Genomic DNA, 18,544 nt, shown 5'->3' with positions numbered 1-18,544 from the left:
TGTCTATGCTGGCAGCCAGTGAGCAAAAGGAGAAGACAATGAAGAACACATTATCCAGCCTGGTGGCCGTGGCAATGGGTGCAACGTTAACCGTGGCGGCTATCGGCAGCGCCAGCGCCTGCACCCGCGCGTTTTTGAATACTCATCCAGGTTATATGGTAAGCGCCCGTAATCTTGATTTCTTCGGCCCGGTCGATCCTTCGCTGGTGATCACCCCACAGGGCGTCAAGCATTCCGGCAGCGACGGACCGGGCGCGAAACAGTGGGAAACGCGCTACGGCAGTGTAGTCATTTACGCCGATGGTGTTTTTCCAATGGATGGCATGAACGAAAAAGGGCTGGCGGGACACACGCAGTATTACACCAACGGTAAGCAGGCCCAGGCAGACAACCAGGACAAGCCCGAGCTCGACAGCCGTGCCTGGCTCAGCTATCTGCTGGACAATTACGCCACGGTTGATGAAGCGGTGAAGGGATTAGAGGATGTGCGTCTGGTCGCCAAAAAACTGCCAATCGACTACGCGTCGGACACGAAACATATTGCGCTGGAGGATGTGACGGGCGACTCGGCGATTATTGAAATCGACAACGGTAAGGTCAATATTTACCACAGCCGTAACTATCGCGTGATGACCAATCCGCCGTCATACGCGCAACAGCTGGAAAATCTGAAGAAATATCAGGGCGTCGACGACAATCATATTCCCGGCACGCAGAGCGCGGAAGACCGTTTTGTTCGCACCAGCATCGGCGTGAAAAACATCCCGCAGCCGGATAATAAAGCGCAGGCTCAGGGCTTTATTCTGTCGGTGGTTAACAATGCGGCATTCCCGATCAACTACCCGGATGCCAGCGATCCTATGGTGAAAGCGGTCACCGATGCGTATTTGAAATATTCGAAATTCCCGCAGGAGAATAAGGGCACGTCGACCTACTGGACGACCCTGGCCGACCTCAGCCACGCTGAATATCACTTTAAATCGGTCTTCGCACCGTCAGAGGTGATGGTGAAACTGAAAGAGATTAACTTCTCGGCGGGTCAGCCGGTGAAACGTATCGATCATCTGCAGAACTATGCGCAACAAGGCTGGCAGGGTGACGTGCTGAAATACGCTACGGCCTCCTGATTTCAGAGACAAAAAAACCAGCCGAGGCTGGTTTTTTTGTTCGTGCATCCGAAACGTTGACCGTTTCTGACCGGCTGCTTATTTGCTGCCAGGGATGCTGAAACGCTTGTTGAAGCGGTCTACACGTCCACCGGTAGCAACATCACGCTGCTTGCCAGTGTAGAACGGGTGACATTCGCCACAAACGTCCAGGTTCAGATCGCGACCCGTAGTAGAACGAGTTTTGATTTCGTTACCGCAAGAACATTTAGCAGTAATTTCAACGTAATTTGGGTGAATACCTTTTTTCATGGGAAACCTCAGTTAAGGCCGTGTCGCTCTCCCGCGCCAGGAATTTTCCTGCGCCGGCACCACACGAAGATTAATAGTCAGGTGATAGACCCCAACCTCGAAGGTTGTGGGCATCGCGATACAAAATACCGTATCAACGGCGGCGAATTATACAGAAATTAACCGCCCGCTGCAATCGGATCCGCACATTGCGAACGACACAGTGTACACTAAATGGCCCTGTTTTTCACCCGGATGAAGCCATGCCCGTTGTTCAGGTTGCACTGCCCGTTCCACTTGCCCGCAACTTTGATTATTTGTTGCCTGCCCACCTCAGCCATGCCGTTCCCGGTGGGCGCGTCAGCGTGCCGTTTGGCAAGCGTAAAGCGATTGGCGTGGTGGTCAGCATTGGCGAACACAGCGACTACCCGCTGGACCAGTTGAAAAGCGTGCATGAGGTGCTGGACAGCGCTTCCCTCTTCCCACCTTCCCTGTGGCACATCCTGCTGTGGGCGGCGGACTATTATCACTACCCGCTGGGGGAAGTGTTGTTCCACGCCATGCCGGTCCTGCTGCGGCAGGGAAAAGCGGCGGAAGAGGCGCCGATCTGGCAGTGGGCGATCACCGAACAGGGCCGGGCGACGCCGTCGGAAAGCCTGAAACGCGCGCCGAAACAACAGCAGGCGCTGGCGGCGCTTCGTCAGCGGCCGCTTTACCGCCACGAGGTCAGCCAGCACGATATCACCGAAGCGACACTGCAGGCGCTCAGGGCAAAAGGACTGTGCGAACTTCACGCGGTGACCCGCGCGATGCAGGACTGGCGCGAAACCTTTGCCGTCAGCGGCGAACGCCTGAGGCTAAACACCGAACAGGCCACGGCGGTTGGCGCTATTCGCAGTGCCGACGATCGCTTTTCCGCATGGCTACTGGACGGGATCACTGGTTCCGGCAAAACCGAAGTCTATCTCAGCGTGCTGGAAAATATTCTGGCTAACGGCCGCCAGGCGCTGGTGCTGGTACCGGAAATTGGTCTGACGCCGCAAACCATCGCCCGCTTTCGTGAACGTTTTAACGCTCCGGTCGATGTTCTGCATTCCGGGCTGAACGACAGCGAGCGCCTCGCTGTATGGCTGCGCGCCCGCAGCGGCGAAACGGCGATTGTTATCGGGACGCGCTCGTCGCTGTTTACGCCGTTTGCGCGCCTCGGCGCCATCATTATTGATGAAGAGCACGACGGCTCATACAAACAGCAGGAGGGCTGGCGCTATCACGCGCGCGATCTGTCGGTGCTGCGTGCCCGGCAGGAGGATATTCCGGTGGTGATGGGCTCCGCAACCCCGGCGCTGGAAACGCTGCACAACGTGCAGTTGGGCAAATACCATCTGCTCAACCTCAGCAAACGCGCGGGTAACGCCACGCGCGCCACTCAGCTACTGGTCGACCTGAAAGGCGTGAAGCTACAGGGCGGGCTGTCTCCGCTGCTGATCAAGAAAATCGGCGAACACTTAAAGGCCGATAATCAGGTCCTGCTGTTCCTCAACCGCCGGGGGTTTTCCCCGACGCTGCTGTGCCACGAGTGCGCATGGATTGCCGAGTGCCAGCGCTGCGATCGCTACTACACGCTGCATCAGAACCAGCGCCAGCTGCGCTGCCACCACTGCGACAGCCAGCGCCCCATTCCCCATCAGTGCCCCCAGTGCGGATCGACGCATCTGGTGCCCGTCGGGCTGGGTACGGAACAGCTGGAGCATAACCTCAGCGCACTCTTCCCCGACGTGCCGCTGTCGCGCATCGATAGGGATACCACCAGCCGAAAGGGCGCGCTGGAGCAGCAGCTGGCGGAAGTGCATCGCGGCGGCGCGCGGATCCTGGTTGGCACCCAGATGCTGGCGAAGGGGCACCATTTTCCCGACGTCACGCTGGTTTCCCTGCTCGACGTTGACGGCGCGCTGTTCTCCGCGGATTTCCGCTCAGCCGAGCGCTTTGCCCAGCTCTACACCCAGGTGGCGGGGCGGGCAGGCCGCGCAGGAAAACAGGGCGAAGTGATGCTGCAGACCCATCATCCGGACCATCCTTTATTACAAACTCTGCTCAAGCAGGGCTATGACGCCTTCGCTAAGCAGGCGCTGAGCGAGCGTAAAAGCGTGTTTCTGCCGCCGTTTACCAGCCACGCGCTGTTCCGCGCGGAGGATCACGATAATCAGCAGGCTTCCCTGTTTCTTCAGCAGCTGCGCAACCTGCTGGAAGCCAGCCCGCTGAATGACGAGAGTTTCTGGGTGATGGGGCCGGTTCCGGCATTGCAGGCCAAGCGAAGCGGCCGATACCGCTGGCAGTTGCTGCTGCAGCATCCGTCGCGTGCCGTGCTGCAACGACTGATTAAATCCAGCCTGCCGCTGATCGGCACCCTGCCCCAGTCGCGCAAAGTCAAATGGTCGCTGGATATCGATCCTGCGGAAGGATAATTCACCGCCACGGGTCGCTGGACGCCGGTCCAGGCGAAAGTGGAAGACGTAAACGTTTGCATGGCAAAGTTGCGGTGCAGATCGAAAAAAGTCGCACAAGTCACATTTTTTATGCAAATTAAGTAACAGCCGTTCGCTGCATCTGTAAAAATGCACAAGGGTCAGCAAAGGGACACGCGGCCCGCCACTGAAAAGAACATTATCACCCGTTGGTCAGGTCAGCTTCGGCTGGCGTGAGGAGAAAAGCGTTGGAGCACAATCAAGAGACGACAGCAGCGACCATGAAGGACGTAGCTGAAAAAGCAGGCGTATCAACGGCAACGGTCTCCCGCGCCCTGATGAACCCGGAAAAGGTCTCCGCCGCGACACGCAGTAAAGTAGAACAGGCTGTCATTGCCGTCGGTTATTCCCCGCATTCAATGACGCGAAGCGCCCGGCGCAGCGAATCACGGACTATTCTGGTTATCGTGCCGGATATCTGTGACCCGTTCTTTAGCGAAATGATTCGTGGGATCGAGGTCGTTGCCGCAGATCAGGGTTACCTGGTGCTGATTGGCGACTGCGCCCATCAGAATCAGCAGGAAAAATCGTTCCTGAATTTGATGCTGACGCGTCAAATCGACGGCATGGTGCTGCTGGGATCGCAGCTGCCTTTCGAGGCCGGGCTGGAAGAACAGCGCAACCTGCCCCCGATGGTGATGGCCAACGAATTTGCCCCGGAGCTGGAACTGCCGACGGTGCATATCGACAATCTGACCGCCGCGTTCGAAGCCGTCAACCATCTGCAAAAGCTGGGGCACCGCCGCATCGCCTGTATTGCCGGGCCGGAAGATATGCCCCTGTGCCAGTATCGCCTGCAGGGCTATATTCAGGCACTGCGTCGCAGCGGTATCAGCGTCGATCCTCAGTATATCGTACGCGGTGATTTTACCTTTGACGCCGGTACGCAGGCGATGAAGAAACTGATGTCGTTGCCAAGGCCACCCGATGCCCTGTTCTGCCACAGCGACATTATGGCGCTGGGTGCCATGTCGCAGGCGAAAAATATGGGCCTGAAAATCCCGAAGGACCTGTCCATTATCGGCTTCGATGACATCGAGTTATCTCGCTACAGCGATCCGCAGCTGACCACCGTTGCTCAACCGCGTTTTAACATTGGGCGCGAAGCGATGCTACTCTTGCTGGAGCAGCTTCAGGGGAGGATGGTAAATGTTGGCTCTCGTCTACTGGATTTTGAGTTAAAGATCCGCGGCAGCACGGCACCCTCACTGCACGACGAAGATTAACGTATTGTGTAACGGTCATTTTCGCTAACTGCGACCTGGCGCAAAATCAGCGGATTCTTAGTAAGATCGCCGCTGGTCAAACTTCCGACCCTTAAGTAACATGACGGGCTGTAGCCGGGTACCCATCGCGATTTTCCCGGTCTTCTTTCATTGATTATTAACGGAACGATAGTGGCACAAAAAGATTATGTAGGCCGCGGGCGTTCGACAGGGACGCGTCGCAAGACCAACAGTCGCAGTAAAAAACGCAGCGGTGGTTCAGGCGTATCAAAGTTCATGACCGTGCTGGCCGTTGCTGTCCTCGTCACCTTTGTCGGTGGTCTGTGGTTTATTGCGCATCATAAAAAAGAAGACACGCCGGTCATCACCGACCACAAGGCTCCCGGCAACGGCCTGCCGCCTAAGCCTGAAGAACGCTGGCGCTACATCAAAGAGTTAGAAAATCGTCAGATTGGCGTGCCAACACCTACTGAGCCGTCCTCGGGTGGAGAAACCCACGCACAGACGCAGCTGACGAATGAACAGCGGCAGTTGCTGGAGCAGATGCAGGCCGATATGCGCCAGCAGCCAACCCAGCTGAATGAAGTGCCGTGGAATGAGCAAACGCCCGCTCAGCGTCAGCAGACTATTCAGCGCCAGAACCAGCTTCAGCAGCAGTCACGCATGCCGCAGCAGGTCCAGCAGCAGCCGGTAAGAACGCAACAGGCCCAGCCGGTGCAACCGTACCAGCAGCCGCCAAGAACGCAGCAGACTCAGCCGGTACAGCAGAACCAGCAGCAGGTCAGAACGCAACAGCAGACGCAGCAGGCCGAGCGGGCAGCGCAGCAGCAAACCCAGACTCAGCAGCGGCCAGCACCGGTCACGCCTGTCACTCGCGAACCCACGCGGCAGCAGGAAGTGGCGGCACAGCCGAAAGCGGAAACGAAGCCGAAAGAAGCCGAAAAAGAGAAGCAGCAGCGCTGGATGGTTCAGTGTGGCTCCTTCAAAGGCACTGACCAGGCGGAGTCCGTTCGCGCAGCGCTGGCATTTGAAGGTTTCGAAAGCCGCATTACGACCGGCGGCGGCTGGAATCGCGTCGTTATTGGCCCATACAGCAACCGGGCAGGCGCCGACAGCGCGCTGAAAAATCTGCGTGGTTCCGGCCACTCAAATTGCATTCCTCTCGCCGTTGGGGGTTGAAACCCCTAAAAGCCGCCCCATATCAGATTGCATCAGTGCCCCCGTACAAAAAGTGCGGGGACCTCACCAACTGCAACAAGGGGTCCGCCCGTGACAACAATAGTAAGTGTACGACGCAACGGCCAGGTAGTAATTGGCGGCGATGGCCAGGCTACCCTCGGTAATACCGTTATGAAAGGCAACGTTAAAAAAGTGCGTCGTCTCTACAATGACAAAGTCATTGCCGGTTTTGCTGGCGGTACCGCAGATGCTTTCACCCTTTTCGAACTGTTTGAGCGCAAGCTGGAAATGCATCAGGGTCACCTGGTCAAAGCCGCCGTTGAGCTGGCCAAAGACTGGCGCACGGACCGTATGCTGCGCAAGCTGGAAGCCTTGTTGGCCGTAGCCGATGAGAATGCCTCGCTGATCATTACCGGCAACGGTGACGTGATCCAGCCAGAAAACGATTTGATTGCCATCGGTTCAGGTGGACCTTACGCACAGGCAGCCGCCCGTGCATTACTGGAAAACACTGACATTGGCGCGCGCGATATTGTGGAAAAAGCGCTGGGTATTGCAGGTGATATCTGCATCTATACCAACCACAACCTCACCATCGAAGAATTAGCGTCTAAAGCGTAAGGATCCCAATTTATGTCCGAAATGACCCCGCGCGAAATCGTCAGCGAACTGAACAGATTCATCATCGGCCAGGACGGCGCCAAGCGTGCCGTGGCGATTGCCCTGCGTAACCGCTGGCGTCGCATGCAGCTGGACGAAGAGCTGCGCCATGAAGTTACCCCAAAAAATATTCTGATGATTGGCCCAACCGGCGTCGGTAAAACCGAAATTGCCCGTCGCCTGGCAAAACTGGCGAATGCGCCGTTCATCAAAGTGGAAGCGACGAAGTTCACCGAAGTGGGCTACGTAGGTAAAGAAGTGGATTCGATTATCCGCGATCTGACCGACTCGGCGATTAAAATGGTTCGCTCTCAGGCGATTGAAAAGAACCGTTACCGCGCTGAAGAAATGGCGGAAGACCGCATTCTTGACGTGCTGATCCCACCGGCTAAAAACAACTGGGGTCAGTCGGAAGCGCCTGCCGAACCGTCGGCCGCGCGTCAGTCGTTCCGCAAAAAGCTGCGTGAAGGTCAGCTTGACGATAAAGAAATCGAAATCGATCTCGCTGCCGTTTCTGCCGGTGTTGAAATCATGGCCCCTCCGGGCATGGAAGAGATGACCAGCCAGCTGCAGTCGATGTTCCAGAATATCGGTGGCCAGAAGCAGAAGCCGCGTAAGCTGAAAATCAAAGAAGCGATGAAGCTGCTGGTGGAAGAAGAAGCCGCCAAGCTGGTTAACCCGGAAGAGCTGAAGCAGGATGCCATTGAAGCCGTAGAGCAGCACGGTATCGTGTTTATCGACGAGATCGATAAAGTCTGTAAGCGCGGCGAATCGTCCGGCCCGGATGTTTCTCGTGAAGGCGTTCAGCGCGATTTGCTGCCGCTGGTGGAAGGTTGTACCGTTTCGACCAAGCACGGCATGGTGAAAACCGATCACATTCTGTTTATCGCGTCGGGTGCTTTCCAGGTCGCCAGCCCGTCAGACCTGATCCCGGAACTGCAGGGACGTCTGCCGATCCGCGTTGAGCTGCAGGCGTTAACCACGCACGACTTCGAGCGGATCCTGACCGAGCCAAGCGCGTCGATCACCGTGCAGTACAAAGCGCTGATGGGTACGGAAGGCGTGGATATCAACTTCACCGAAGACGGTATCAGCAAAATCGCCGCTGCCGCCTGGCAGGTTAACGAAACCGCTGAAAATATTGGTGCGCGTCGTCTGCACACCGTGCTGGAACGTCTGATGGAAGAAATCTCCTATGACGCCAGCGATCTGAACGGTCAGTCCTTCACCATTGATGCCGAGTACGTCAGCAAGCATCTGGATGAGCTGGTTGCCGACGAAGATCTCAGCCGCTTCATTCTGTAACGACGGTAAGCTGTCGCATTACGGGGGCCATTCATATGGCCCCCGTTTTTTTTGGCTAAATTCTCAGCCAACTTGACCAGGGTTAATTTCGCCCGGCCTTAAGCACCTTACACTGCTCCTTAAACGTTGATCCGGCTTTCCCGGACCCGCCAATCAGAGCAGAGGCCTGCCTATGACCGACAACAGCCAGCTGGCTACTCCTATCAGTCACTCGCAGGCATGGATTGAGAGCCTGCGCCCGCGCACGCTGCCGCTGGCCTGTGCATCGATTATTACCGGCAGCGCGCTGGCATGGTGGCAGGGTTCGTTCAATCTCACCACGGCACTGCTGGCGCTGCTGACCACCGTGCTGCTGCAAATCCTCTCAAATCTGGCTAACGACTATGGCGATGCGGTGAAAGGCAGCGATACGCCCGCGCGCATTGGCCCGCTGCGCGGCATGCAGAAGGGCGCCATCACCCAGCAGCAGATGCGTATGGCGATGGCCCTGGCCGTAGCGTTATCCATGCTGAGCGGCATTATGCTGCTGATCAGATCCTGCAAAACGCTGAGCGATATGCTGGGCTTTCTGCTGCTTGGCGCACTGGCCATCGTTGCCGCCATCGCCTACACGGTGGGGCGCAAGCCCTACGGCTATCTTGGCCTGGGCGACGTTTCAGTGATGATCTTCTTCGGCTGGCTCGGCGTCATCGGCAGCTGGTATTTGCAAACTCACCAGCTGAACCTGCTACCGCTGCTGCCGGCCACCGGCTGCGGCCTGATGGCGACCGCGGTGCTTAACGCCAACAACATGCGCGATATCGAAAACGATCGCCAGAACGGTAAGTACACCCTGGCAGTTCGCCTTGGGCCACGGCGTGCACGCCATTATCACGTGCTGCTGCTGACGGGCGCGATAGTCTGCTTCGCGCTGTTTACCCTGCTGAATAATCCGCATCCTTTTGGGTGGCTGTTCCTGCTGGCGGTGCCGCTGCTGTGGCGGCAGGCGCGCTATGTGCTGCAAGAATTCAGCGCGATGGCAATGCGCCCGCTGCTGGTGAGAACGGTCAAAACGGCGCTGCTGATCAACGTGCTATTTGCCGTTGGGCTGCTGCTCAGCTAAACGCGATGTGCTTGAGTCATCGCAACTTTTAACAATTGATGATTTTGCCAACAGTGGCGATTAAGCGATATACTTAAGCTCCCTGTAGCAAACAGACGAAATCCTATGAAATACGATACCTCAGAACTGTGCGACATCTATCACGAAGACGTGAATGTCGTAGAACCGCTCTTCTCAAACTTTGGTGGCCGCACCTCGTTTGGTGGGCAAATCATTACGGTAAAATGTTTCGAGGACAACGGTCTGCTTTATGATTTGCTGGAGGAAAACGGCCGGGGTCGGATCCTGCTGGTCGACGGTGGCGGCTCCGTGCGGCGCGCGCTGGTTGATGCCGCGCTGGCAAGGCTGGCGGTGCAAAATGAGTGGGAAGGCATCGTGATTTACGGCTCGGTGCGCCAGGTCGACGATCTGGAAGAGCTGGATATCGGTATCCAGGCCATTGCGGCCATCCCAGCCGGTGCTGCCGGAGATGGGATCGGCGAAAGCGATGTGCGCGTTAACTTCGGTGGCGTGACCTTCTTCTCTGGCGATCATCTTTATGCTGACAACACCGGTATAATCCTGTCAGAAGAGCCGCTCGATCTCGAATAACGGATACAAAAACGGGTGCCGCTGGCACCCGCTCTCTGCAGATTCACTTTAATGAAAAAGTGAAGCCTTACACCTCTTCCATTTTACCCAGCAACGCACGCAGACGATCCTGCCACACGTGCTGCTCTTCCTTTAGCTGCTGGTTCTCACGCACCAGTGCTTCACTGTTACCAGCAGCATGTTGAACTTGCTGGCTCAGATTTCCATTCTGTTCTTTAAGCTCTTCGATCTCCATCTGCAACAACGTGATGGTATCAATCGCCTGCTGCACTTTTGCTTCCAGTTTCTCGAACACTTCAAATGACATATCTATAACCTCTCCTAATCGCAGGGCGCTGATGATGCTAGCCGCAGGGATAAGGAGTGAACCGACATTCCGCGGATAACAACGATCCTTCGATTGTAAGTAGACGCGCAGGGCAAGTCCAGCAGCGAAGCCATATGGGGCGCAGTCTGTAACAATTTTCAGCGTAGACCTGGTTTGCGTAACATATTCAGGCCATGCGCCTGGCCCGACGTTAAATAGTTTCGCATTTCGTTACCGCTTAAACGCGCAACATAGTGATTAACACGTGCCAAAAACACGCGAATTCGCTCATTTTTATGACACAGCACACAACTTTTGATTTCGCTATTTCTCGTTTATGCTCGTTAACGATAAATTTACATCAGCCCTACAACAGACTTGGGCGGCTCAGGGAATGAGAAAAACGATGAAAGTAAACTCTTAACTCGCCTTCAGGAATTTCAACATGAGTCATGCAACAAGCACACTTAAAGGACAATGCATCGCCGAGTTTCTCGGCACCGCGACTATCCTCTTCTTTGGTGCAGGCTGTGTCGCTGCGTTAAAGCTCGCGGGTGCCGCTTTTGGCCAGTGGGAAATCAGCATCGTTTGGGGCATCGCCGTTGCCATGGCGGTCTACCTCAGCGCGGGTATCTCCGGTGCGCATCTGAATCCTGCTGTCAGTATTGCCCTCTGGCTATTCGCCAACTTTGAAGGGCGCAAGGTGGTTCCCTACATCATTGCTCAGATAGCCGGGGCGTTCTGCGCGGCTGCACTGGTGTACGGGCTCTATTACAATTTATTCCTCGACTACGAGCAGACCCACCAGCTGGTGCGCGGCAGCGTAGAAAGCCTGGATGTGGCCGGAGTGTTCTCGACCTATCCAAACCCGCATATCAGCGTGGGGCAGGCGTTCCTGGTTGAAGCCGTGATTACCGCCGTGATGATGGCGCTTATTATGGCGCTGACCGACGACGGTAACGGTTTGCCGCGCGGTCCGCTGGCCCCGCTGTTAATCGGTCTGCTGATTGCCGTGATTGGTGCCGCGATGGGCCCGCTAACCGGATTTGCTCTGAACCCGGCGCGTGATTTCGGTCCTAAGCTGTTCGCTTCACTGGCTGGCTGGGGCAGCATGGCCTTCACCGGCGGTCGTGATATTCCTTACTTCCTTGTACCCATCTTCGGACCGATGGTCGGTGCAATCGTTGGCGCATTTGGTTACCGTTCTCTGATTAGCCGCAATCTGCCTGGCCAGGCAGCGGCAAAACAGGACGAAGTGGTGCAGCGCGCTGCACAGCGTAAAGCGTAATCCTGCTATACCCGTTTCGGCGGGTATAACTCTTGACCTCATCAGGAAAAAATTATGACCGTAGAGAAAAAATATATCGTCGCACTCGACCAGGGAACCACCAGCTCACGCGCGGTAATCCTGGACCATGACTCTAATATCGTGGCGGTATCGCAGCGTGAATTCCAGCAAATCTATCCGAAAGCGGGCTGGGTTGAGCATGATCCAATGGATATCTGGGCGTCACAAAGCTCAACGCTGGTCGAGGTTCTGGCACATGCGGATATTCGCTCTGATGAGATCGCCGCGATTGGTATCACCAACCAGCGTGAAACCACTATCATCTGGGACAAAGAAACCGGTAAGCCGATTTACAACGCGATCGTGTGGCAGGATCCGCGCACCGCTGACTACTGTGCAAAACTGAAGAAAGAAGGTCTGGAAGAGTACATCCAGCACACTACCGGCCTGGTGATTAACCCGTACTTCTCCGGTACTAAAGTGAAGTGGATCCTCGACCACGTTGAAGGCTCGCGTGATCGTGCGCGCCGCGGCGAGCTGCTGTTCGGTACCGTCGATTCCTGGCTGGTGTGGAAAATGACGCAGGGGCGGGTTCATATCACCGACTTTACTAACGCCTCACGCACCATGATGTTTAACATTCACAAGCTGGAATGGGATCAGCGCATGCTGGAAATCCTCGATATCCCACGTGAAATGCTGCCAGAGGTGAAATCCTCTTCCGAGATTTACGGCCAGACCAACATCGGTGGTAAGGGCGGTACGCGTATTCCTATCGCCGGTATCGCCGGGGATCAGCAGGCGGCCCTGTACGGTCAGCTGTGCGTCCAGCCGGGTATGGCAAAAAATACCTACGGTACCGGCTGCTTTATGCTGATGAACACCGGTAAAGAAGCGGTCACTTCGACTCACGGCCTGCTGACCACCATCGCCTGCGGACCACGCGGTGAAGTGAACTATGCACTGGAAGGTGCGGTATTCATCGGTGGCGCATCCATTCAGTGGCTGCGTGACGAGATGAAGCTGATCAGCGACTCGACGGATTCCGAGTATTTCGCCACCAAGGTGAAAGACTCCAACGGCGTGTATATGGTTCCGGCCTTTACCGGCCTGGGCGCACCTTACTGGGACCCGTATGCGCGAGGCGCGATCTTCGGTCTGACCCGTGGTGCCAACGCCAACCACATCATCCGCGCCACGCTGGAGTCGATTGCCTATCAGACCCGCGACGTGCTGGAAGCGATGCAGAACGATGCCAATACCCGCCTGCAGTCGCTGCGCGTGGACGGCGGTGCCGTTGCCAACAACTTCCTGATGCAGTTCCAGTCGGATATCCTGGGCACCCGCGTCGAGCGCCCGGAAGTTCGTGAAGTGACCGCGCTGGGTGCGGCGTACCTTGCCGGTCTTGCCGTCGGCTTCTGGACAGATCTGGAAGAAGTCCGCGCAAAATCGGTTATCGAGCGTGAATTCCGTCCTGGCATCGAAACCACCCAGCGTAACGTGCTGTACGCAGGCTGGAAGAAAGCCGTTGCCCGCGCTCAGGCGTGGGAAGATCAGGACAACTAAGGTTTTACCCGCCCGCAGTCGCCGACTGCGGGCACCGCCTCCCCTCCCCGCCTGTGATAAACTCCCCGCCTCATCACTTTTCCGAGGCACGTCATGAAACGAGAACTGGCAATTGAATTTTCACGCGTCACCGAAGCAGCGGCGCTGGCTGGCTATAAATGGCTGGGGCGCGGCGATAAAAACGCAGCCGATGGCGCAGCGGTACACGCGATGCGCATCATGCTCAATAAGGTGGATATTGACGGTCAGATCGTGATTGGCGAAGGGGAAATTGATGAAGCGCCGATGCTGTATATCGGCGAAAAAGTCGGCAGCGGCAATGGCGATGCAGTGGATATTGCCGTTGACCCGATCGAAGGCACGCGTATGACCGCGCTGGGCCAGGCGAACGCGCTGGCGGTGCTGGCGGTCGGCGATAAAGGCACCTTCCTGCACGCCCCCGATATGTATATGGAAAAGCTGGTGGTTGGCCCCGGCGCGAAAGGCGCTATCGACCTGAATCTTCCGCTGGAGGAGAACCTGCAGCGTGTTGCCGACGCGCTGGAGAAACCGCTCAGCGAGCTGACCGTCACGCTGCTGGCTAAACCACGCCATGATGCGGTGATTGCCCGCCTGCAACAGCTCGGCGTCCGCGTGTTCACCTTCCCGGACGGCGATGTGGCGGCCTCAATCCTCACCTGCATGCCGGACAGCGAAGTGGACGTGATGTACGGCATTGGCGGCGCACCGGAGGGGGTGATCTCTGCGGCGGTGATCCGCGCGCTGGATGGCGATATGCAGGGCCGCTTACTGGCTCGTCATGAGGTGAAAGGCGATACGGCAGAGAACCGTCGCCTGGGCGAGCAGGAGCTCGTACGCTGCCATGAGATGGGCATTGATGCCGGAAAAGTGCTGCTGCTCGACCAGATGGCGCGCAACGATAACGTCATCTTCGCCGCCACCGGCATCACCAGCGGCGAACTGCTGAAGGGCATCACGCGCAAAGGCAATATGGCCACCACCGAAACACTGCTGATCCGCGGTAAATCGCGCACCATTCGCCGCATCCAGTCCATTCACTACCTGGACCGTAAAGACGACAATCTTCACCCGTTCATTCTGTAATTCTCTCGGGGGCCAGCATTTTACGGCTGGCCCCGCCGATTGACTGCCGTATCAGACGGTCTGCGGCTCCGGCCGCTTCGACAGCGGCAGCCAGCAGAGCAGGATCAGCAGCGAAGTCGCGAACATCAGCATCCCGAGGCTGAACTGACCGTTCTGCGGCAGCAGCGCGGAAAGCCACGCGGTCAGCCCCGATCCCAGATTCTGTAATCCACCCACCAGCGCACCGGCGGTACCCGCCATATAGGGCCAGGGCTCCATCGCGCCGGTCGTTGCCAGCGGAAACAGCATGCCTGCGCCAAAGAAAAACAGCGAGGCGGGCACAATCAGCGTCCACAGGTTCATTACGCCCAGCCAGCCGGGGATCCACATCAGCACACCCGCAAGCAGGCAGCTGTTCACCGCGTACCACATAATGGTGGTGAAGGGTTTTTCGCTTTTACCGGCAAACCAGGCGCCAAAAAATGCCGCCGGCAGCGGCAGGATAAACAGCAGGCTGACGGCGAAGCTGCTCATTCCCAGAACACCGCCCATCAGCACGCCGCAGCTGGCTTCAAATACCGCAATACCGGCCAGCGCACCGATCAGGATCACCAGATAGCGTACAAAGCTGCTGTCGGCCAGCAGCGGGCGATAGCGTGAAAACAGCGGGCGCGGCTGCACGGTCTGCGGACGCGTTTCCGGCATCCATCGCAGAATGGCGAAACTGACCGCCAGACACAGCAGCAGCAGAAACGCAAAGCACGCCTGCCAGCCGAACAGCCGCGTCAGACCGGCTCCAATTAGCGGGGCAACAAGCGGGCTGATTAGAATGCCCATATTTAACAGGCTGTTGGCATGGCGTAACGCCCTGCCCTCATACAGATCGCGCGGCATGGTACGCGCCATTACGCCCGCCACGCCCGTGCCCAGGCCCTGGATTGCAGCTCCCAGCACCAGCCCGTTCAGGCTTTGTGCCAGCAGGGCCGTCAGCGAACCGAGGATAAATATCCCCATGCCGAACAAAACCACCGGCCTGCGGCCAATACTGTCCGACAGCGGGCCATAAAAAAGCTGTGAGGCGCCGTAGGTCATCAGATAGGCCGCCATCACCTGCTGGACGGCACCGTCGCCGACGTTAAATGCCGCCGCGATGGTGGACATCGCCGGAACGTAAATGGTTTGCGCCATTTGCCCGACGGCCAGCAGGGCAATCAGCATCACTAACAGATGTCCATTTTCAATCTTTTTCATCGCGCCACATCAGTATAAATAACGGTAAAATTTTTCGTATCCAGAGGATCAGCCAAATGGATACGCTCAGCGCCGGAGAAAATATCAGGAATAGATGACAAAGCGAGAGGTCGGATCAAAATAGGCCACCCGCACCTGTCACTAAAAGCGGGCGCGGCTGTAAAACAATTTTTACGCTAAGGTAAATTCGTGCGCATACTTTGTTTATACGAGCTTTACCGCCGCCGGAAACTGGAAAAACCACTCACAGCTGACGAAGATAGCCGCAGAGACGCCAATCCTGCCGCAACTGAGTTAAGGAGCTTGTTATGGCCGCCTGGGTCAACGCCCGAGTAGAAAAAGTGACGAACTGGACGGACAGCCTGTTCAGTATCATTGTGACCGCCCCCATCGCCCCCTTTACTGCCGGTCAGTACGCCAAACTGTCGCTGGAAGTGAACGGTGAGCGCGTGGTTCGTGCCTATTCCTTTGTGAATGCACCGAGCAATAAAAATCTGGAGTTTTATCTGGTGCTGGTTCCGGGAGGTAAGCTCAGCCCGCTGCTGTACGCGCTCAAGCCGGGTGATGAAGTGATGATTACCCAGGACGCGCAGGGCTTTTTTGTTATCGAGGAAATTCCACAGTGCGAAACCCTGTGGATGCTGGCAACCGGCACCGCCATTGGCCCTTATCTGTCGATTTTAGAAGAGGGAAAAGGCCTGGATCGGTTTAAAAACATCGTGCTGCTCCATGCCGCGCGCTTCGCGCAGGACCTGAGCTATCTGCCACAGATGCAGCAGCTACAGCAGCGCTATAACGGCCAGTTGCAGATTCAGACGGTGGTCAGTCGGGAAGAAGCCGAAGGCTCGTTGACCGGCAGGGTTCCGGCGCTGATTGCCAGCGGCCAGCTGGAGGCAGCGACCGGCCTGAAAATCGATGCCGAGACGAGCCACGTCATGCTGTGTGGTAACCCGGAGATGGTAAAAGACACCCAGCAACTGCTGAAAGATACACGCGGAATGCGCAAGCACTTTAAGCGTAAACCGGGCCATATGACCAGCGAACACTACTGGTAATCAGGCTGCTCCACGGCGCAGAAACACCACGTACTGCGCCGCTTTACCGTAACGGTTATCACCATCCGTCCCGCGGAAGAAGCCGAGTTCGACCATCATGCTGACCAGAATCAGCGTGGGGATAAAACGCCCCACCAGCCACTGCGCATCGCCTGGCAGCATCGTCCAGTTTCCGGCCATCAGCATCCACGCGAGGATCAGCAACAGCGCCCACTGGCCGCCTTTGTTCCGATCGTGCAGCCGTTTCACCAGCACTGCGCTCACCGGCCACAGCAGGGCCACCACGCAGAATGCCGCCAGTTGCATATCCATCAAACCGCTTCCGGCGAGGCTGAACAACAGCGTCAACAGCAGCATCCAGACCACCTGCCAGATCCAGAAATCCCGCCGCCTCAGACGGCCACGAAACGAGAAACACCATTGTTGTAGAGTCATTATTTTTCCCAGCGTCAGGGTGCCCTTTGACTTTTCCAGTCATTGTCCGTTTTAATCTTGAGCAGAGTTTACTGGTTAGGGCCATGAAAATGAATCAAGCGATCTGGGCAGCGATTATCCTGCTGACCACACTGACCATCGCGACAGCAAAAGCCGATCCCGATCCTCAGGACCGGGCAGAACATATGCCTGCGGCACCCTATCTGCAAATGGGTGCCCCAACCTTTGATATGACCATTGGCCAGTTTCGTGAAAAATATAATGCTGCCAACGCAACATTACCGTTAGGTGAATATCGCGCAATTGACACGCCTGATGATAAGAGCAATCTGACGCGTGCCGCCAGTAAGATCAACGAAAATCTTTACGCGTCGACGGCCCTTGAGCACGGCAGCGGAAAGATAAAAACGCTGCAGATTACCTGGCTACCGATCCCCGGGCCGGACCAGAAAGCCGCGCGGGAGAAGGCGCTGGCCTATATGACGGCGTTTGTACGGTTCTTCGAACCGATGCTCAGTGACGAACAGAGCCAGAAGCGGGTGAACGATCTGCTGGCTAAAGGCAAGAATTCGCGATATTACCAGCAGACGGAGGGGGCGTTGCGCTACATTGTGGCGGATAACGGCGAGAAAGGGCTAACTTTCGCGATCGAACCGCTAAAACTGGCGCTTGCGGCCCCCTGAATCGATTCATGCAAACGATGACGAAAAGCAAAGCCTTTCGCATTTTTGATCTCTATACTGTCGGCAGACAACGCTGCCTGCCGGCAGCTTTAATACTCTCTAAGCGTGGAGGATACAATGCGACATCCATTAGTGATGGGTAACTGGAAACTGAACGGTAGCAAGCACATGGTCAATGAGCTGATCGCCGGTCTGCGTAACGAACTGAGCGGTGTTGACGGTTGTGGCGTGGCAATTGCCCCACCGGCGATCTATCTGGATCAGGCAAAACATGCCATTTCTGGAAGCCATATCGTACTGGGTGCGCAGAACGTTGACGTGAACCTGTCAGGCGCGTTCACCGGCGAAACCTCTGCCGACATGCTGAAAGATATCGGTGCGCAATACATCATCATCGGTCACTCTGAGCGCCGTACCTACCACGCAGAGAGCGACGAATTCATTGCGAAAAAATTCGCCGTCGTGAAAGCAGCAGGCCTGACCCCGGTTCTGTGCATCGGTGAAACCGACGCTGAGAACGAAGCGGGCAAAACCGAAGAAGTTTGCGCTCGTCAGATCGACGCAGTCCTGAAAACTCAGGGCGCAGAAGCCTTCAACGGCGTGGTTATCGCCTATGAGCCAGTATGGGCCATCGGTACCGGCAAATCAGCGACACCTGAGCAGGCTCAGGCGGTACACAAGTTCATCCGTGACCATATCGCGAAGCAGGATGCAACCGTGGCTGCACAGGTCATCATCCAGTACGGCGGTTCCGTTAACGATAAAAACGCAGCAGAGCTGTTCGGCCAGCCGGACATCGACGGCGCGCTGGTTGGCGGTGCATCGCTGAAAGCCGACGCGTTCGCGGTGATCGTGAAAGCCGCTGCCGCAGCGAAAAAAGCCTAATCCCTATCC

18 protein-coding genes are annotated in these 18,544 nt (G+C 56.6%); 14 read left to right on the top strand and 4 right to left on the bottom strand.

The features are described from left to right. The first annotated feature begins 38 nt into the window (after nt 1-38). Nucleotides 39-1,127, top strand: a complete 1,089-nt coding sequence (locus EC836_RS23065) for a linear amide C-N hydrolase (protein WP_123337560.1) — start codon at nt 39-41, stop codon at nt 1,125-1,127. Between the two features lie 78 nt (nt 1,128-1,205). On the opposite strand, the gene rpmE is transcribed toward EC836_RS23065, so the two are convergent. Beyond that, nucleotides 1,206-1,418, bottom strand: coding sequence for a 50S ribosomal protein L31 (rpmE, locus tag EC836_RS23060; RefSeq protein ID WP_105594495.1), 213 nt, complete (start codon nt 1,416-1,418; stop codon nt 1,206-1,208). Nucleotides 1,419-1,660: 242 nt separating this feature from the next. Here rpmE and priA point away from each other — a divergent pair, with 242 nt between their 5' ends. From priA to rraA, 7 genes are all read left to right on the top strand, one after another. Further along, a complete protein-coding gene (priA, locus tag EC836_RS23055; protein ID WP_123337558.1) occupies nt 1,661-3,859 on the top strand; it encodes a primosomal protein N' in 2,199 nt (732 codons plus the stop codon). Nucleotides 3,860-4,107: 248 nt separating this feature from the next. Then, nucleotides 4,108-5,145 carry a DNA-binding transcriptional regulator CytR gene (gene cytR / locus EC836_RS23050; protein ID WP_123337556.1) on the top strand — a complete coding sequence of 346 codons (1,038 nt, stop codon included), beginning with the start codon at nt 4,108-4,110 and terminating at the stop codon, nt 5,143-5,145. A 171-nt stretch (nt 5,146-5,316) separates the two neighbouring features. After that, nucleotides 5,317-6,324, top strand: a complete 1,008-nt coding sequence (ftsN, locus tag EC836_RS23045; protein ID WP_123337554.1) for a cell division protein FtsN — start codon at nt 5,317-5,319, stop codon at nt 6,322-6,324. Between the two features lie 90 nt (nt 6,325-6,414). After that, nucleotides 6,415-6,945 carry an ATP-dependent protease subunit HslV gene (gene hslV / locus EC836_RS23040; protein WP_105594491.1) on the top strand — a complete coding sequence of 177 codons (531 nt, stop codon included), beginning with the start codon at nt 6,415-6,417 and terminating at the stop codon, nt 6,943-6,945. Between the two features lie 12 nt (nt 6,946-6,957). After that, complete coding sequence (gene hslU / locus EC836_RS23035; protein WP_123337552.1) at nt 6,958-8,289, top strand: HslU--HslV peptidase ATPase subunit; 1,332 nt, start codon at nt 6,958-6,960, stop codon at nt 8,287-8,289. Between the two features lie 172 nt (nt 8,290-8,461). After that, nucleotides 8,462-9,391: a 1,4-dihydroxy-2-naphthoate polyprenyltransferase gene (locus EC836_RS23030; protein WP_123337550.1), complete on the top strand. Its 930-nt coding sequence runs from the start codon at nt 8,462-8,464 to the stop codon at nt 9,389-9,391. Between the two features lie 105 nt (nt 9,392-9,496). Then, nucleotides 9,497-9,982 carry a ribonuclease E activity regulator RraA gene (rraA, locus tag EC836_RS23025; protein WP_123337549.1) on the top strand — a complete coding sequence of 162 codons (486 nt, stop codon included), beginning with the start codon at nt 9,497-9,499 and terminating at the stop codon, nt 9,980-9,982. 67 nt (nt 9,983-10,049) lie between these two features. Here the strand turns inward: rraA and zapB are convergent, their stop codons facing one another. After that, nucleotides 10,050-10,289 carry a cell division protein ZapB gene (gene zapB / locus EC836_RS23020; protein ID WP_123337548.1) on the bottom strand — a complete coding sequence of 80 codons (240 nt, stop codon included), beginning with the start codon at nt 10,287-10,289 and terminating at the stop codon, nt 10,050-10,052. A gap of 445 nt (nt 10,290-10,734) precedes the next feature. On the opposite strand from zapB, the gene EC836_RS23015 reads away from it, so the two are divergent. The 3 genes from EC836_RS23015 (at nt 10,735) to glpX (ending at nt 14,247) form a co-directional block, all read left to right on the top strand. Further along, nucleotides 10,735-11,577 (top strand): MIP/aquaporin family protein, encoded by an 843-nt coding sequence (locus EC836_RS23015; protein ID WP_123337546.1) that lies wholly within the window; start codon nt 10,735-10,737, stop codon nt 11,575-11,577. A 54-nt stretch (nt 11,578-11,631) separates the two neighbouring features. Further along, on the top strand, nt 11,632-13,143 hold the full coding sequence (glpK, locus tag EC836_RS23010) for a glycerol kinase GlpK (RefSeq protein WP_123337544.1): 1,512 nt from the start codon (nt 11,632-11,634) through the stop codon (nt 13,141-13,143). 93 nt (nt 13,144-13,236) lie between these two features. Then, nucleotides 13,237-14,247: a class II fructose-bisphosphatase gene (gene glpX, locus EC836_RS23005; protein WP_123337542.1), complete on the top strand. Its 1,011-nt coding sequence runs from the start codon at nt 13,237-13,239 to the stop codon at nt 14,245-14,247. Between the two features lie 51 nt (nt 14,248-14,298). On the opposite strand, the gene emrD is transcribed toward glpX, so the two are convergent. Next, complete coding sequence (gene emrD, locus EC836_RS23000) at nt 14,299-15,477, bottom strand: multidrug efflux MFS transporter EmrD (RefSeq protein ID WP_123337540.1); 1,179 nt, start codon at nt 15,475-15,477, stop codon at nt 14,299-14,301. A gap of 308 nt (nt 15,478-15,785) precedes the next feature. Between emrD and fpr the strand changes: the two genes are divergently transcribed. Further along, nucleotides 15,786-16,532, top strand: coding sequence for a ferredoxin--NADP(+) reductase (gene fpr, locus EC836_RS22995; RefSeq protein ID WP_123337538.1), 747 nt, complete (start codon nt 15,786-15,788; stop codon nt 16,530-16,532). Here fpr and EC836_RS22990 read toward each other — a convergent pair whose 3' ends face one another. After that, nucleotides 16,533-16,967 carry a DUF805 domain-containing protein gene (locus EC836_RS22990; protein WP_123337536.1) on the bottom strand — a complete coding sequence of 145 codons (435 nt, stop codon included), beginning with the start codon at nt 16,965-16,967 and terminating at the stop codon, nt 16,533-16,535. Nucleotides 16,968-17,056: 89 nt separating this feature from the next. On the opposite strand from EC836_RS22990, the gene EC836_RS22985 reads away from it, so the two are divergent. Beyond that, nucleotides 17,057-17,650 (top strand): YiiQ family protein, encoded by a 594-nt coding sequence (locus tag EC836_RS22985; protein ID WP_123337597.1) that lies wholly within the window; start codon nt 17,057-17,059, stop codon nt 17,648-17,650. Between the two features lie 117 nt (nt 17,651-17,767). After that, complete coding sequence (gene tpiA / locus EC836_RS22980; RefSeq protein WP_123337534.1) at nt 17,768-18,535, top strand: triose-phosphate isomerase; 768 nt, start codon at nt 17,768-17,770, stop codon at nt 18,533-18,535. The last annotated feature ends 9 nt before the right edge of the window (nt 18,536-18,544 follow it).

Source organism: Erwinia sp. JUb26, assembly GCF_003751505.1.
GTDB lineage: Bacteria > Pseudomonadota > Gammaproteobacteria > Enterobacterales > Enterobacteriaceae > Erwinia.
Note: the sequence above shows the minus strand (reverse complement) of the source record. Positions and strands in the feature narration are given on the sequence as shown.